Source organism: Caldovatus sediminis (assembly GCF_014644455.1).
Classification (GTDB): Bacteria; Pseudomonadota; Alphaproteobacteria; order Acetobacterales; family Acetobacteraceae; genus Caldovatus; species Caldovatus sediminis.
Window position 1 is genome coordinate 346,653 of sequence record NZ_BMKS01000002.1, and the last position, 15,284, is coordinate 361,936.

Sequence of the window (15,284 nt, forward strand, 5' to 3'; positions counted from 1 at the left end):
GTTCCGTGCTACCCTGGCGCGGGCAGGACCGGACCGAGGATCGCTCCCGCATGCGCCACACCACGCTCAAGATCGCAGCGGGCGCCGCCGCGGCGCTGCTGCTGGTCGCCGCCGCGACCGGCGCGGAGCCCGCGCGGGAGGAGCTGCCGGTCCGCCGGGTGACGCTCTCCTCCTCCGGGCTGATCCAGATCGAGCGCGGCGGCACCCTCGGTCCCGGCGCCTCGGCGCGCTTCCGCGCGCCGGTCGAGGACGTGGACGACATCCTCAAGAGCCTGGTCGTCGCCGATCCCGCCGGCACGGTGGAGGGCGTGCGCCTCCCGGCCCAGGACCTCGCCGCCGAGGCGTTCCGCGGCCTGCCGCTGCGGCCCGAGGACTTCGCCTCGCGCGCCGCGCTGCTCAACGCGCTGCGCGGGCACGAGGCGGAGGCGGGCGGCGCGCGCGGGCGCATCGCCGAGGCGGCGGAGACGGACCAGGGCGCGCTCCGCCTCGTGCTGATCGGGCCGACGGGCCTGCGCAGCCTCCTCGTCCGCGAGGGCGAGGAGGTCCGGCTGGCGGACGCGGCGCTCGCCGCGCGGGTCGCGCGCGCCGCCGAGGCGCTGGCCGCGGCGCGCACCGCCGACACGCGCGAGGTGGAGGTCGCCCTGCGGGCCGAGCGGGCGCGGGAGGTGATGCTGGCCTATGTCGCGGGGGCGCCGCTGTGGAAGCCCTCCTGGCGGCTCGCCGTGCCGCCGATCGGCGCGCCCGCGGGCGCGGAAGCCCGGCTGATGGGCTGGGCCGTCGTGGAGAACCGGACCGGCAGCGACTGGAACCAGGTGCGGCTGACGCTGGTCAGCGGCGAGGCGGCCGCCTATCGCCAGGCGCTCTACGCCCCCGTCCTGATCGCCCGCCCGGAGATGCCCGTGCGCGGCGCCGGGCCGGTGATCGTGCGCCCCGACACCGGCGTGCGGCCGCCGCCTCCTCCGGCGCCGCTGGCGATGGCCGAGGCCACGTCGCGCTCGGCGCGGGACCGCGTCGCGGGCGGCCCGGCGGCGCCGCTCGCGCCCGTGCCGACGATGGCCCCGCCGGCCCTGCCCGCGGCGCCGGCGGTCGCGGAAGCCTCGGCCGGGCGGGTCGCCTTCGTCCTGCCGGAGCCGGTCTCGATCAGGGGCGGCGAGACGGCGAACGTGCCATTCCTCGATGCCCGGCTGCCGGCGGAGCGCATCTGGTGGGTGCAGGACCTGTCCGCCCGCCATCCGCTGCAGGCGGTGCGGATCCGCAACACGACCGCGCACGCCCTGCCCGACGGGCTCGCCACCGTGTACGGCACCGACGCGGCGGAGGCCGGCGCCTTCCTCGGCGACGGCGAGATCCGCGCCATGCCGCCCGGCGATGTCCGCATCCTCGCCTTCGCGCGCGACCGCGACGTGCTGATGACCGGCTCCGACAGGATGGCCGAGGAGCCGCGGGGGGTGAGGCTGCGCCGGGGATTCGTGGAGGTGGAGTTCCTCGCCCTGCGCGAATCCGCCCTCGCGGTTGACCCGAAGGGGGCGCGCGGGAAGCTCGTCGCCGACCTGCCGCGCCGCGACGGCGAAACGCCGCGCTTCCCGGTCGCGGCGGAGGGCGATTTCGGCCTGCGTCACGAGGCGACGCTGGACGGCGCGCCGGTCACCCTGCGCTTCGTGTGGGAACGCGCGCATCTGCGCCAGACGCCGCTCTGGGACCCGGCGCTCGGCGATCCGATCCTGCTGCGCTGGCGCGACATCGAGGTGGAGCGCGAGGCGCGGCGGCTGCCGGGCGGGCCGGGCACGCTGGAGACGCTGCGCGCCGTGCTCGTCCGGCTTCCGGTGGACGCGCCGGGGCGCGCCGAACTGGCGGCGCTGGTCGGCGACCTCGGCGAGGCGCGCAGGCTGCTCGACGCGTTCCGCGCGCAGCGCCGCGCCTACGCCACCGCCGAGGCGGCGCTCGAGCGGGCGCGCCGCGCGGTCGAGGACCGCACCGGGCCGGCGCGCGAGGAGGCGCGGAGGAGCCTCAACCGCGCCTCGATCGAGGCGGAGCAGGCGGGCGCTGCGGCCGACGCGGCCTGGGAGGCCTGGCAGGGCGCGGTGCAGCGCATCATCGCGCGCGGCGGGTAGGGCGAGCGGCGCGCGGCGGGAGGGCGCCCGACGCGCGCCGGCCCGCTCACTCCGGCTGCACCCCGGCCTCGCGCAGCACCCGCTGGCTGCGCGCCGCGTCCTGGCGGACGAATTCCGTCAGCGCCTCGGGCGTCGCGAGCTCCGGGCGGCGCTCGACGGCGAGCTCGGTCAGGCGCGGCTCCAGGCGCTGCATCGCCTCGTTGAAGGCGGCGTTCAGCGTGGCGATCGCGGCCGGCGGGGTTCGCGCGGGGGCGAAGGCGGCGAGCCAGGCGGCGGCGGACCAGGCGGGCAGGCCGGCCTCGCTGGCCGAGGGAACGTCGGGAAGGACGGCGCTGCGGGTCTCCCCGGCCACCGCGATCGCGCGCACGGTGCCGCCGCGGATGTGCCCGACCGCGGAGGCGACCGGATCGACGCACATGTGGGCCTCGCCGGCGATCACCGCCTGCATGGCCGGGCCGCCGCCGCGGTAATGCACCATCTGCACCTCCGCCCGGGCGGCGGCGCGGAAGACCTCGCTCGCCAGGTGGTTGGCGCTGCCGATGCCGGCCGAGGCGAAGTTCACCCGCCCCGCATTGGCGCGCAGCCAGGCGAGGAGCGACTGCATGTCGGTGATCGGCAGGCGCGGGTTCACCACCAGCACCTGCGGGATGCGGCCGAGATGCGCGACCGAGGCGAAATCGGCCAACACGTCGAAGGGCATGCGCGAGACCAGCGCCGGCGCGATGACGTGGGCGTTCGAGTGGATGAGGATGGTGTGCCCGTCGGGCGCCGCCTTCGCCACGGCCTCCGAGCCGATCAGGCCGGCGGCGCCGCCGGGGCGGTTCTCGATCACCAGCGGCTGCCCGAGAATGGTGCCGACGGTCTCGGAGAGGACGCGGGCCACGACGTCGGTCGCGCCGCCGGGAGCGAAGGGCACGATGGCGCGCACCGGACGGCTCGGGGTCCAGCGCGGGGCCGCCTGGCCGGCCGCCGCGGCGGCCGGCGCCAGCAGGGCAGGGGCGAGTAGCAGGATGCGACGGCGCATGAGGTTGCCTCCCGTTGATTGCGGGGCGCCCGCGGAACCGGCGCCCCTGCGAGCTATGCCAGCGCGGCGCGACGTCCGCCAGCGGAGACGCGCGCCGCGCCGGCGCGCGGCGCGGCCGCCCGCCCGCGCCTTGCCAGCGGCCGCCGCCGCGCCTAAGCCCCGCGGCGCAAGCGAAGCCGCGAGGCACGGGATGACGCCGACGACCGCGACCGCCGCCGAGGACCACGCCGAGATCCGCGAGGAGGTGCGCAAGCTCTGCGCCCGCTTCCCCGGGGAATACTGGCGCGCGCTCGACCGCGAGCGCGGCTACCCCACCGAGTTCGTGCGCGCGCTGACCGAGGCCGGCTACCTCGCCGCGCTGATCCCCGAGGAGTATGGCGGCGCCGGCCTGCCGCTCTCCGCCGCCGCGGCGATCCTCGAGGAGATCCAGCACTCGGGCGGCAACGCCGCCGCCTGCCACGCCCAGATGTACATCATGGGCACCATCCTCCGCCACGGCTCGGAGGAGCAGAAGCGCCGCTACCTGCCGAGGATCGCCTCCGGCGAGCTGCGCCTGCAGGCCTTCGGCGTCACCGAGCCGACCAGCGGCACCGACACCACCGCGCTCCGCACCACGGCGCGGCGCGAGGGGGACAGGTACATCGTCAACGGCCAGAAGATCTGGACCAGCCGCGCCGAGCACTCCGACCTGATGCTGCTGCTCGCCCGCACCACGCCGCGCGAGCAGGTGCGGCGCAGGACCGAGGGGCTCTCGACCTTCATCGTGGACATGCGGGAGGCGCTCGGCAAGGGCCTCAGCATCCGCCCGATCCGCACCATGATGAACCACAACACCACCGAGGTGTTCTTCGACAACGTCGAGATCCCGGCCGAGAACCTGGTCGGCGAGGAGGGCAAGGGCTTCCGCTACATCCTCGACGGCATGAACGCGGAGCGCCTGCTGATCGCGGCCGAGTGCATCGGCGACGCCAAGTGGTTCATCGAGAAGGCGGTCGCCTACGCCAAGGAGCGGGTGCTGTTCGGCCGCCCGATCGGCCAGAACCAGGGCGTGCAGTTCCCGATCGCGCGCGCCTACGCGCAGATGCGCGCGGCCGAGGCGATCGTGCACAAGGGCCTGCGCAAGTTCGAGGCCGGCGAGAATTGCGGCGAGGAGGCGAACATGGGCAAGATGCTCGCCGCGGAGGCGAGCTGGGCCGCCGGCGAGGCCTGCATCCAGACCCACGGCGGCTTCGGCTTCGCCGAGGAGTACGACATCGAGCGCAAGTTCCGCGAGACGCGGCTCTACCAGGTGGCGCCGATCAGCACCAACCTGGTGCTGAGCTATCTCGGCGAGCACGTGCTCGGCATGCCGAGGAGCTACTGAGATGGCCGGCGCCAGGCCCCTCGCGGGCCTCCTCGTCGTCTCCATGGAGCAGGCGGTCGCCGCGCCGCTCTGCTCGATGCGGCTCGCCGACGCCGGCGCGCGGGTGATCAAGATCGAGCGGCCCGAGGGCGACTTCGCCCGCGGCTACGACAGGGCGGCGAAGGGGCAGTCGAGCTACTTCGTCTGGCTGAACCGCGGCAAGGAGAGCGTCTGCCTCGACATCAAGAGGCCCGAGGACAAGGCGCTGCTCGCGCGGCTGCTGGCGAAGGCGGACGTGTTCATCCAGAACCTCGCCCCCGGCGCCATGGCCCGCGCCGGCTTCGGCAGCGAGGATCTCCGCAGCCGCCATCCGCGCCTGATCACCGTGGACATCTCCGGCTACGGCGAGACCGGCGAGTACGCGCAGATGAAGGCCTACGACCTGCTGGTGCAGGCCGAGTCCGGCCTGTGCAGCGTCACCGGCCGGCCGGAGGGCCCGGGCCGCGTCGGCGTCTCCGCCTGCGACATCGCCTGCGGCATGAACGCCCACGCCGCGGTGCTGGAGGCGCTGATCGAGCGCGGCCTCACCGGCCGCGGCAAGGGCATCGCCGTCTCGCTCTTCGACGGCATGGCGGACTGGATGAACGTGCCCCTGCTGTTCTACGAGGGCACCGGCAAGGCGCCGGAGCGCATGGGCCTCGCCCATCCCTCGATCTGCCCCTACGGCGCCTTCCCCACCAGGGACGGCGCGCTGGTGCTGATCTCGATCCAGAACGAGCGCGAGTGGGTCGAGTTCTGCGCCAAATTCCTGCTGCAGCCCGACCTGCCGCAGCGCCCCGGCTTCCGCGTCAACGTCGAGCGCGTCGAGCACCGGGCGATGGTGGACGCGCACATCGCCGAGACCTTCGCCGCGCTGACGCGCGAGGAGTGCGCGCGGCGCCTGCGCGCGGCCAACACCGCCTTCGGCTTCGTCAACGACGTCGCCGGCCTCGCGCGCCATCCGGCGCTGCGGCGGCTGGCCGTGCAGACGCCGAACGGCCCGGTCGAGGTCGCCGCCCCGGCGGCCCGGTTCAGCGACGGCGCGCGCGACTACGGCCCCGTGCCCGCGCTCGGCGAGCACACGGAGCGGGTGCGGGCGGAATTCGCCGCCTGACGGCGGGGCCGGCGAGTCCGCCGGCGCGGCCGTCTCAGCGCCGCGCTGCGCCGGGGCGTGGGGCCGCCACGGCGCCGGCGGGCGCCTCCGCCGTCTCCACGACCGGGACGGACCGTCCGGCGATGGTGATCGGGGCGGCGCGGTAGGCCGCCAGCCCGCGCCCCGTCGCGCGGTCGCCGCTTGCGCCGCGCTCGATCGGCAGGATCTGCGCCCGCTCGGCGCGGTTGGACAGCGACAGCGCCCGCAGATGGAAGCCGTTCAGCGACGCCGCGGCCTGCTCCGCTGCCACGCGGTCGCGCGCCGCCGCCCCGGTCGCCACGGCGGCCAGCGCGGAGCGCACGCCGCGCCCGCGTTCGGCCCCCGCCTGGGCCCAGGCGTGCGCCGTCTCGTCGCGGAGGGTGTAGGGCCGGCGCGCCTCCGCCGGCCAGGCGGCGAGCACCCGCGTGCGGTAGGCCTCGGCAAGCTCCGGCGTCTGGGAATGGTAGTGCGCCGCGGCCAGGGTCCAGTCCCGCCGCGCGGCGTGGAGCCCCTTCAGGAAGCGCGCCGCATAGCGGGCATTGGCCACGGGGTCGAACGCCTCCTCGAGCGAGGCGAAGGCGTTGGGGTGGTGGTGCAGGTTGATCTGCAGGCAGCCGACGTCGATCAGCCGCACGCCCCGGGCCTGAAGCTGCCGGACATGGGCAATCGCTTCCTCCCGGGTGGCGAAATGCCGCCCCTGGCCCTCGGCGTTGACGGTCCAGGGCCAGGGACCGAAGGCGCCGGTCGTGGGATGGCGCCGGCCGGACTCGACCTGGGCGATGGCGTGGAGGAGCTGGGGCGGCAGGTCGTGGCTCCGCTCGGCGAGCTGGATGGCGGCCCGGCACTGCTGCATCGGGTCCGCGGCGGGGCCGGGGGCAGCCCGCGCCGGACCGGGATGCTGGACGAGCGCGACGAGGAGGGCGCTGCCCGCGGCGACGCCGGAGAGGAGGCCGACGCTGCGGGGTGCGGGGGGGGAATGCTCGGCCATCGGGCTCCCTGCGTTGCCACAGGCGAGGCAGCAACCGGCATGCCAGGGCGGCTGCTGCCGCGCGGCGGCTGAGCTATGCATATTCATCCATTGTGCAGTGCAAAAATGCACTTGCGGGCGGGTAGTGCGGCCCCTATCTTGTGCGACGCAGCAAGGCGGTCAGCCGCGGCGCTGCATTCTTGGACGTTTCCTCCCTAAACTCGGCGGTGCCTCCCGGCACCGCCTTTTTTTTGCGATCAACGGAGATATGACCAGTCGGCCGCGGCGAGCCGCGCGATCAGGCGCGTCAGGTCGCGGCGCAGCGCGCCGAAGCCGGGGCGGCGCTCGATCCGGGCCTCGTCCATGTAGAGGGACCGGGCGACCTCGATCTGCAGTGCGTGCACGCCCTCGCGCGGCCGCCCGTAGTGGCGGGTCACGTAGCCCCCGGCGTAGGGGTCGTTGCGCCGGACGCGGTAGCCGAGGCCGGTCAGCACCTCCTCCACCAGCCGCGTCGCGCGCGGGGCGCAGGCCGTGCCGTGCGCGTCGCCGAGCACGAAGTCCGGCGGGGTGGCCGCCTGGGCCGGGTGGGCCGGCATCGAGTGGCAGTCGATCAGCAGGCAGCAGCCGAAGCGGGCGCGGGTCTCGGCGATCAGCCCGGCGAGCGCGTCGTGATAGGGCTGCCAGCAGTTCTGGATGCGCGCCTCGGCCTCGGCGAAGGCGAGCTTGCGACGGTAGACCGGTTCCCCGGTCGCGACGATCCGGGCGATGGTGCCGAGCCCGGCCCCGACGCGCGGGCTGCCGGTGTTGACCCAGGCGGGGAGCGGCCCCTCGAACATCGCCGGGTCGAGTTCCCAGGGCTCCCGGTTCACGTCGCAGAAGACGCGCGGGAAGGTCGCGGCGACCAGCGGCGCGCCGAGCTCGGGCGCGGCCGAGAACAGCTCGTCCACGAAGCTGTCCTCGCTCCTCCGCAGGCTGAGCGGGTCGAGGCGCGCGGCGGCGAGGAAGTCCGGGGGGTAGTCCGCGCCCGAATGGGGCGAGGCGAAGACGAGCGGCGCGACCTGCCGCTCCGGGCGGCGCAGGATGACCGGCGGCGGCGTTCCGCCCGTCGGGTCGGGGGGGGCCGTCGTCGGGTCGGCGGGTGGGACGGGCGACGGCAGGTGGTCCATGGCTCTCGGTCGGCCGAAAGAACCACAGACGGGCGGGCCTGTCACGCCATCGGGCCGCGCGGCGCGGATGGCCGCGCCATGCGCGCGCCTTCGCCGCGGCGCCGATCTCGACCGGTCCCGGCACGGTCGCGCGCACCGCGGGTGCGACGGCCGGGAACCGGGCGGCGAGGCGCTCGCGCGACCGCCGCTGCCCGCCGACCGCCGGCGCGCTACCGCCCCGCGGCCGCCTGCGCGGCGGCGGCGCGGCGACGGGAGGCGAGCAGGGCGCGACCTCGCGGCGTGGCGACGACGTACAGGTGGCCGCCTTCGCCTCGCCCGCAGGCGACCAGGCCGCCATCCACGGCGTCCTCCCACACCGTCAGGCGCGGGCAGGAGGTGCGCCAGGCCTCGATCACCTCCTCATAGGGACGCGGCGCGTCGGCCACCCACTCGACCAGGTCGAGGACCAGGGGCTCGATCGGCGTGGTCGGCATCGGTTCCTCCGATCTCCGCGATGTCGGGCCGCCGTCACGGCACCACCGGCAGCCGGGTTCCCCGCGCGACATGGGCGCCCGCGATCGTGGTCACCAGCCATCGGCCCGGAACCTATTCCCGGAACCTATACTGCCGCTCCGTCATCGCCTCGAGGTCTGGCAGACGCCTTGCGCGTGCCGGTCGGGCCTGCCGCCGAGAAAGAAGCTGTCGGGCAAGGGGCCGGCCGCGCCGGCGCCGCCGGGCGGACGGAGACGCGAAACGCGGGGTTGCCCCGGCCCCGGAGCGGGGCTAAGAGGCCGGCCCGGGCCGGGCGCGTAGCTCAGCGGGAGAGCGCCCCCCTGACACGGGGGAGGTCAGAGGTTCAATCCCTCTCGCGCCCACCATCCGGCCTCCCGGGTTGTTCCCCCCTCTCCATGCGGCCATGATCGCGCCGGCCGGGCGGGCGGCCCGGCCATGCGGGGAGGACGCGTCATGGCTCGAGGGACGACGCGGCGGACCATGCCGGCGGCCGCCGCCCTGCTGGGCGCGGTGCTGGCCGCCGCGGCACCGGCGCGTGCGCAGCCGGCGGCCGCGGCGGAGTGGCCCGACCGCCCGGTGCGCTGGGTGCTGCCCTACGCCGCCGGCGGGCCGACCGACCTGATCGCCCGCATCCTCGCCGACCGCCTGTCGCAGCGCCTGCCGCACCGCGTGGTGGTGGAGAACCGCAGCGGCGCCGGCGGATCGATCGGCGCCGGCCTCGTCGCGCGCGCCGCGCCGGACGGCTCGACCTTCCTGTTCACCAACAACGGGCATGTGGTGCTGCGCCCGCTCTACCCGAGCATCGACTTCGATCCGGAGGGCGACTTCGCGGCCGTCTCGATCATCGCCGAGAGCCCGATGGTGCTGCTCGTGCCGCCGAACGCGCCGTGGCGGACGGTCGCGGAGTTCGTCGCCGCGGCGCGCGCCGCGCCGGGGCGGCTGACCTACGGCAGCACCGGCGGGGGCGGCGTGCTGCAGCTCGTCAGCCTGCTGTTCATCCGCTCGGCGGGGATCGAGCTGCAGGAGGTGGCGTATCGCGGCAGCGGGCCGGCGGTGCAGGACCTCGCGGCCGGGCGGCTCGACATGCTGTACGACGCGGGGCTGACCGGGTTCGGCCTCGCGCGCGGCGGACAGGCGCGTGCGCTCGCCGTCTCGGCGCCGCGGCGCAGCCCGGTGATGCCGGATGTGCCGACGATCGTCGAGGCGGGCTACCCCGACGCGACCTTCGCGGTGTTCCAGGTGGTGCTCGCCCCGGCCCGCACGCCGGGCGCGGTGGTCGAGCGCATGTCGCGCGAGATCGCGGCGGTGCTGCGCGAGCCCGCCATCCGCGAGCGGCTGGAGGAGCTCGGCGCGGAACGCGTCGTCGGCAGCACGCCCGCGGAGGCTGCCGAGGTGATGGCGCGCGAGACGCCGCGCTGGGCGCGGATCCTGGCCGAGGCGGGCGTGCGGCAGCAGCGCTAGCCCGCGACCGCCCTCGGCGTGCGCACCGAAGGCGGGCACGCCGGGACGCGGCCGGGGCGATGCGGTCTGGCGCGCCGGCATCGGAACGGACGGGCGGTCGGGCCGCGCGGGGTCGCCAGGCCGCGCCGCCTGGCCTAAATCTCGCCGCGATCCTTCCGGAATGCGACGAGGCCCGAGCAGCATGCCCGATACGACCATGCCCGATCCGACGCGCCTGAAGTTCGGCATCGGCCAGCCCGTGCCGCGCAACGAGGACCCGATCCTGCTGCGCGGCGGCGGGCGCTACACCGACGACCTCTCGGTGCCGGGCCAGGCGTACGGCCACGTGGTGCGGAGCCCCTACGCGCACGGCGTGATCCGCGGCATCGACACGGCGGCGGCGCGCGCCATGCCGGGCGTGCTGGCGGTGTTCACCGGCGCCGACCTCGCGGCGGCCGGCTACGGGCCGCTGCGCTGCGGCATGCCGCTCCGGAACCGCGACGGCTCGCCGCTGAAGAGCACCGAGCGCCCGGCGCTCGCGACCGACAAGGTGCGCTTCGTCGGCGACCCGGTCGCCTTCGTCGTCGCCGAGACGAAGGCGGCAGCGAAGGACGCGGCGGAGGCGGTGCTGCTCGACGTCGAGCCGCTGCCGGCGGTGACTGAGGCCTCCGCCGCCGTCGCGCCCGGCGCGCCGCAGCTCTACGACGACATCCCGGGCAACGTCGTCCTCGACTTCCACTACGGCGATTCCGCCAAGGTGGCGGAGGCCTTCGCGCGCGCCGCGCATGTGACGCGGCTCTCGATCCGCAACAACCGCGTCGTCGTGGCGCCGATGGAGCCGCGCAGCGCGATCGGCGAGTACGACGCGGCGGAGGGGCGCTGGATCCTCCACGTCGGCAGCCAGGGCGTGTTCGGCATGCGCGCCCAGCTCGCCAAGGAGGTGCTGAACGTCCCGGCCGAGAAGGTCCGCGTGCTGACCGGCAACGTCGGCGGCTCCTTCGGCATGAAGGCCAACGTCTATCCGGAGTACGTCTGCGTGCTGCACGCGGCGAGGGCGCTCGGCCGGCCGGTGAAGTGGACGGACGAGCGCACCGGCTCCTTCCTCTCCGACCAGCACGGCCGCGACCACGAGGTGACGGCGGAGCTGGCGCTCGACGGGGACGGGAGGTTCCTCGCCGTGCGGCTGACGGCATTCGCCAACATGGGCGCCTATCTCTCGCCCGTCGCGCCGCTGATGGGCACCGGCAACTTCGTCAAGAACGTGCAGAGCAACTACGCCACCCCGCTGATCGAGGTGGCGACCCGGTGCGCGCTGACGAACACGACGCCCGTCTCCGCCTATCGCGGCGCCGGCCGGCCGGAGGGCAACTACTTCATGGAGCGGCTGATCGAGGTGGCGGCGAAGGAGACGGGGCGCGACCCGATCGAGCTGCGCCGGCGCAACCACATCCGCCCCGACCAGCTCCCCTACGCCGCCGCCTCCGGCAGCACCTACGACAGCGGCGAGTTCTCCGCCATCCTCGAGGAGGCGCTGCGCGCCGCCGACTGGGACGGCTTCGCCGCGCGCAGGGCGGAGAGCCGCGCGCGCGGCCGGCTGCGCGGGCGCGGCATCGGCAATTTCCTCGAGTGCACGGCGCCGCCGATGAAGGAGCAGGGCGGTATCCGCTTCGAGCCGGACGGGACGGTGACGATCATCACCGGCACGCTCGACTACGGCCAGGGCCACTGGACGCCCTTCGCCCAGGTGCTGCACCAGCATCTCGGCGTGCCGTTCGAGAGGATCCGCCTGCTGCAGGGCGACTCGGACGAGCTGATCGCCGGCGGCGGCACCGGCGGGTCGAAGTCGCTCATGGCCTCGGGCGCCGCGATCGTCGAGGCGTCGGCGAAGGTGGTGGAGAAGGGCAGGCTCGCCGCCGCGCATGTGCTGGAGGCCGCGCCCGCCGACATCGAGTTCGAGGCGGGGCGCTTCACCATCGCCGGCACCGACCGCGGCATCGGCATCATGGAGCTCGCCGCGGCGCTGCGCGAGGCGAAGGGCAGGCTGCCGGAGGGCGTGCCCGAGAGCCTCGACGTGCGCCACGTCTTCGACCAGGCGCCGATGGCCTTCCCGAACGGCTGCCACGTCGCCGAGGTGGAGGTGGACCCCGAGACCGGCATCGCCCAGGTGGTGCGCTACGTCACGGTGAACGACTTCGGCACCATCGTGAACCCGCTGCTGGTCGAGGGCCAGGCGCATGGCGGCATCGCCCAGGGCATCGGCCAGGCCCTCTACGAGCGCACCGTGTACAGCGAGGAGGGCCAGCCGCTGACCGGCTCCTTCATGGACTACGCGCTGCCGCGGGCCGACGACGTGCCGCCGATCGCCTTCGGCAGCCATCCCGTGCCGGCGAAGACCAACCCGCTCGGCGCCAAGGGCTGCGGCGAGGCGGGCTGCGCCGGCTCGCTGCCGGCGGTGATGAACGCCCTGGTGGACGCGCTGTCCGAGTACGGCGTCCGCCACATCGACATGCCGGCGACGCCGGAGCGGATCTGGCGGGCGATCCGGCAGGCGCGGGGCTGACGCGGTCCCGCCGCCGCGCGCAGCGGCGCGCCGGGCGCCAGGCTGTAGCGGGTGAAGCGGCGGTTCAGCGCCGGCATCGGCGCGATCTCCATCACGCCCTCCGCCGGGCGCATCAGGATCATCGCCACCGTCGCCGAGATCGTCCCGTTCAGCGCCGGACGCGGCGGGCGGCAGACCGACCAGGGCGACTGCCAGTCGTCGAAGAAGGCCGCGCGCAGGTCGTCGAGCGTCAGCCGACCGCGCTTCGCCTCCAGCGCCGCGCGCACGCGCCGCTCGCGCGTCACCGAGCAGGGCGTGCTGGCGATGCCCGTGTCGCGCAGCTTGGCGAGCGCCACCGGGCTCTGGAAGTGGTTGGCGTGGACGAGGATGCCGCCCTCGGCGTGCAGCAGGAAGCTCTCGTCGGGGGCGCATTCGATGTCCACGCCGAAGCCGTCCTGGCTCAGCATCAGGTTGTTCGCGGCGGATTTCGGCGTGGCGTGGAGCACCCGCAGCGCCAGCGCCACGTGCTCCTGCTCCAGCGCCTTGCGCCGCAGGAGGGAGAGCGGGACGCCCTGGGTGCGGTAGTCGCGGTCGCTCTCCAGGTAGTTCGCGGTGAGGCCGATGCCGGCGGCGTTGAGGCCGGAGCGCGCGAGGCCGCCGGCCTCGACGAAGGTGAGGATGTCGGGGCCGTCCTCGCGGCGGAGGCGCAGCACCACGCCGGTCCCGGCGCATTCGGCCTTCCAGTCCCAGTTCTGGCCGTGCAGCAGCGTGCCGTCGGCGCTCGCCTCGGGCAGGACGATGGCGCCGGTGCAGCCCTCGGGCGCGGCGCGGGCGGCGGAGGCGGCCTCCGCCGCGCGGCGGGCGAGCTGGAGCACCTCGGTGCGGCAGTTGACCAGGACGATGTCCTCGAAGGCGACGCCGGCGCCCTCGGCGATGCCGCGCATCTCGGCGACGTAGGCGGGGTCGAAGGCCTCGATCCGCGGCACGAAGGCGCGGGCCATGGCGCGCACCTGCGCCGCGTCCTGGCCGGCCGCGGCGAGCTGCGCGCCGTAGTGCTCGAGGGTGCGGCGCACCCGCGCCTTCGCCGCCTGGCCGTAGGCGCGGCCGCGGTGCTCCGGGGCGCCGGAAAGCTCGATCAGCGGGAAGGGTTCGAAGGTCATGGCGGCGGGCTCCCTCCTCGGCACGGCCGGCGCCGAGGCTAGACCGGACGCGCCGCGCTGGCGATGCCCGTCACGAGCGCGCCGCAGCGCCCGCGCCGCATCTGCTCTGCCTCCCGCCGGTCGCATGCGCCGGGCGGTGGCGCGATGGAATCCGCTGGAGCAGGTCGCGGACGGCTGGAATCAGCCGGGAGCGTGAAGCGGCTCGGCGGACAACGAGCGGGAGCCATGCAGCGAGCACAGCCGAGCGGAATCGGCGCTAGCAGCCTGTCGGCTTTGCGTCTGCGGTCTGCGCATGGGGCGGTGGTGTCTGAGGTCGGGCGAGCCGCAGGCGGTGGAGCCTGCGGCCGTTGTAGGCGAGGGCGATCAGGGTCCACTCGGCGGTGACGTTGGCGAGGCCGCGGAGATGGGAGCGGGCGAAGCCGAGGGCTGACTTGATGATGCCGAAGACGGGCTCGATCCGGCGCGAGGAGAAGATGCCGTCGGCGTAAGCGTAGATCAGCGCCAGCGGCCGCCGCGGGTGGTCCTGCGCCCTGCCGCCGGGGATCGGCCGCACCGCAAGGGCGCCGAGCGCCACCCGCTCCACCGCCGCCACCACGCAATGCGCCGCGTCATCGGCCGGAAGCCAGCCCTGCGCGTCGGGCGGCAGGAGAAACGCCCGGTCGCGGCTGAACGGGATGAACCCCGTCATGCACGCCGGACTCGCCGGTTTCAGGCCAGACGGGAATCCGACAGGCCGCTAGGACGCTGCGACCCGCGCCGCGATGGCGCGGCCGGCCTCGGCCGTGCCCAGCCGGCCGCCGAGGTCGCGTGTGGACTCGCCCGCCGCGACGCTCGCCGCCACCGCCCGCTCGATCGCGCCCGAGGCGGAGGCGAAGGCGTTGTTGCCCGTCCGCTCAGCGTGCCAGGCGAGCAGCATGGCGGCGGAGAGGATCAGCGAGATCGGGTTCGCCCTGTCCTGGCCGGCGATGTCCGGCGCCGAGCCGTGCGCCGCCTGCGCCATCGCGTAGCGGTCGCCGGCGTTGATCGAGCCGCCGAGGCCGATGCTGCCCGAAAGCTCCGCCGTCAGGTCGGAAAGGATGTCGCCGAACATGTTGGTGGTGACGACCACGTCGAACCGGGCGGGGTCGCGCACCAGCAGCGCGGCCATCGCGTCCACGATCACGGTGTCGAGCGTCACCTCGGGGAAGTCCTTCGCCACGGTCCGGCAGGCCTCGAGGAACATGCCGTCGCCCTTGCGCAGCACGTTCGCCTTGTGGACCGCGGTGACCTTCCTCCGCCGCCGCGCGGCCAGCCGGAACGCGGCGCGCGCGATCCGCTCGCAGCACGGCCAGGTGATGCGGCGCAGGGAGACGACCACGTCGGGCGTGACGCGGAGTTCCGCGTTGCCCTCCTCCATGTTGCGGTCAGCGTAGAAGCCCTCGGTGTTCTCGCGCACGATCACGAGGTCGAAGTCCCTCGACAGCGGATTGCGCACGCCGGGATAGGTCCGCGCCGGGCGGAGGTTGGCGTAGAGGTCGAGCTTGCGGCGGAAGAAGGCCGAGGGATTGATCTCGCCCTTCGACGGGTCGCCGAGCCCGATCGAGTCCACCGGACCGAGGACGAGGCCGTCCGCGGCCTTCACCGCCTGGAACAGCTCGGGGCGCAGGCTGGTGCCGTCGCGCGCCATGGCCTCGCGTCCGGCGCGCTCCTCCTGGTAGGCGAGGCCGAGGCCGAAGCGCATGTCCGCGGCGCGCAGCACGGCCATGGTGGCGGCGGTGATCTCCGGTCCGATCCCGTCACCGGGAACCACGACGAGGCGCATCTTGGTTTTCTCCATCATGTGTGCCGCAGGCGGGCCGACCGCCGCGACGGCGGGCGGCGCGGGCCGTCGGG

Annotated in this window: 11 protein-coding genes, 1 tRNA gene and 2 pseudogenes; 6 read left to right on the forward strand and 8 right to left on the reverse strand. The window is 75.0% G+C overall.

The features are described from left to right. Positions 1-50: 50 nt before the first annotated feature. Entirely contained in the window at positions 51-2,111 is a 2,061-nt protein-coding gene (locus tag IEX99_RS04380; RefSeq protein ID WP_229677800.1) for a DUF4139 domain-containing protein, read from the forward strand. Between the two features lie 46 nt (positions 2,112-2,157). Here IEX99_RS04380 and IEX99_RS04385 read toward each other — a convergent pair whose 3' ends face one another. Continuing rightward, positions 2,158-3,135: a Bug family tripartite tricarboxylate transporter substrate binding protein gene (locus IEX99_RS04385; RefSeq protein ID WP_188898783.1), complete on the reverse strand. Its 978-nt coding sequence runs from the start codon at positions 3,133-3,135 to the stop codon at positions 2,158-2,160. A gap of 190 nt (positions 3,136-3,325) precedes the next feature. On the opposite strand from IEX99_RS04385, the gene IEX99_RS04390 reads away from it, so the two are divergent. Beyond that, entirely contained in the window at positions 3,326-4,498 is a 1,173-nt protein-coding gene (locus IEX99_RS04390) for an acyl-CoA dehydrogenase family protein (RefSeq protein ID WP_188898784.1), read from the forward strand. 1 nt (position 4,499) lies between these two features. Next, positions 4,500-5,630, forward strand: coding sequence for a CaiB/BaiF CoA transferase family protein (locus IEX99_RS04395; RefSeq protein WP_188898785.1), 1,131 nt, complete (start codon positions 4,500-4,502; stop codon positions 5,628-5,630). A 34-nt stretch (positions 5,631-5,664) separates the two neighbouring features. Here the strand turns inward: IEX99_RS04395 and IEX99_RS22335 are convergent, their stop codons facing one another. The 3 genes from IEX99_RS22335 to IEX99_RS04410 form a co-directional block, all read right to left on the reverse strand. Further along, positions 5,665-6,636 (reverse strand): transglycosylase SLT domain-containing protein, encoded by a 972-nt coding sequence (locus tag IEX99_RS22335; RefSeq protein ID WP_229677801.1) that lies wholly within the window; start codon positions 6,634-6,636, stop codon positions 5,665-5,667. Positions 6,637-6,872: 236 nt separating this feature from the next. Beyond that, on the reverse strand, positions 6,873-7,781 hold the full coding sequence (locus IEX99_RS04405) for an N-formylglutamate amidohydrolase (protein ID WP_188898786.1): 909 nt from the start codon (positions 7,779-7,781) through the stop codon (positions 6,873-6,875). A gap of 209 nt (positions 7,782-7,990) precedes the next feature. Next, positions 7,991-8,254, reverse strand: coding sequence for a hypothetical protein (locus IEX99_RS04410; protein WP_188898787.1), 264 nt, complete (start codon positions 8,252-8,254; stop codon positions 7,991-7,993). Positions 8,255-8,563: 309 nt separating this feature from the next. On the opposite strand from IEX99_RS04410, the gene IEX99_RS04415 reads away from it, so the two are divergent. The 3 genes from IEX99_RS04415 to IEX99_RS04425 all read left to right on the forward strand — a co-directional run bounded on the left by IEX99_RS04415 (position 8,564) and on the right by IEX99_RS04425 (position 12,273). Next, a tRNA-Val gene (locus tag IEX99_RS04415) sits at positions 8,564-8,638 on the forward strand. Positions 8,639-8,726: 88 nt separating this feature from the next. Next, a complete protein-coding gene (locus tag IEX99_RS04420) occupies positions 8,727-9,734 on the forward strand; it encodes a Bug family tripartite tricarboxylate transporter substrate binding protein (RefSeq protein ID WP_188898788.1) in 1,008 nt (335 codons plus the stop codon). Positions 9,735-9,915: 181 nt separating this feature from the next. After that, complete coding sequence (locus IEX99_RS04425) at positions 9,916-12,273, forward strand: xanthine dehydrogenase family protein molybdopterin-binding subunit (protein ID WP_188898789.1); 2,358 nt, start codon at positions 9,916-9,918, stop codon at positions 12,271-12,273. Between the two features lie 101 nt (positions 12,274-12,374). On the opposite strand, the pseudogene IEX99_RS04430 reads toward IEX99_RS04425, so the two are convergent. The 4 genes and pseudogenes from IEX99_RS04430 to IEX99_RS04440 all read right to left on the reverse strand — a co-directional run. After that, positions 12,375-13,538 (reverse strand): annotated as a pseudogene (locus IEX99_RS04430) (C45 family autoproteolytic acyltransferase/hydolase); the annotation flags it as partial. Positions 13,539-13,668: 130 nt separating this feature from the next. Beyond that, the gene (locus IEX99_RS22340) at positions 13,669-13,887 is read right to left on the reverse strand and encodes a transposase (protein WP_373285159.1); all 219 of its coding nucleotides are present in this window, start codon (positions 13,885-13,887) and stop codon (positions 13,669-13,671) included. Then, positions 13,864-14,100 (reverse strand): annotated as a pseudogene (locus tag IEX99_RS22345) (IS5/IS1182 family transposase); the annotation flags it as partial. The pseudogene IEX99_RS22345 and the gene IEX99_RS22340, both read right to left, overlap by 24 nt. Before the next feature lie 48 nt (positions 14,101-14,148). Next, a complete protein-coding gene (locus IEX99_RS04440) occupies positions 14,149-15,213 on the reverse strand; it encodes an isocitrate/isopropylmalate dehydrogenase family protein (RefSeq protein ID WP_188898791.1) in 1,065 nt (354 codons plus the stop codon). Positions 15,214-15,284: the final 71 nt, after the last annotated feature.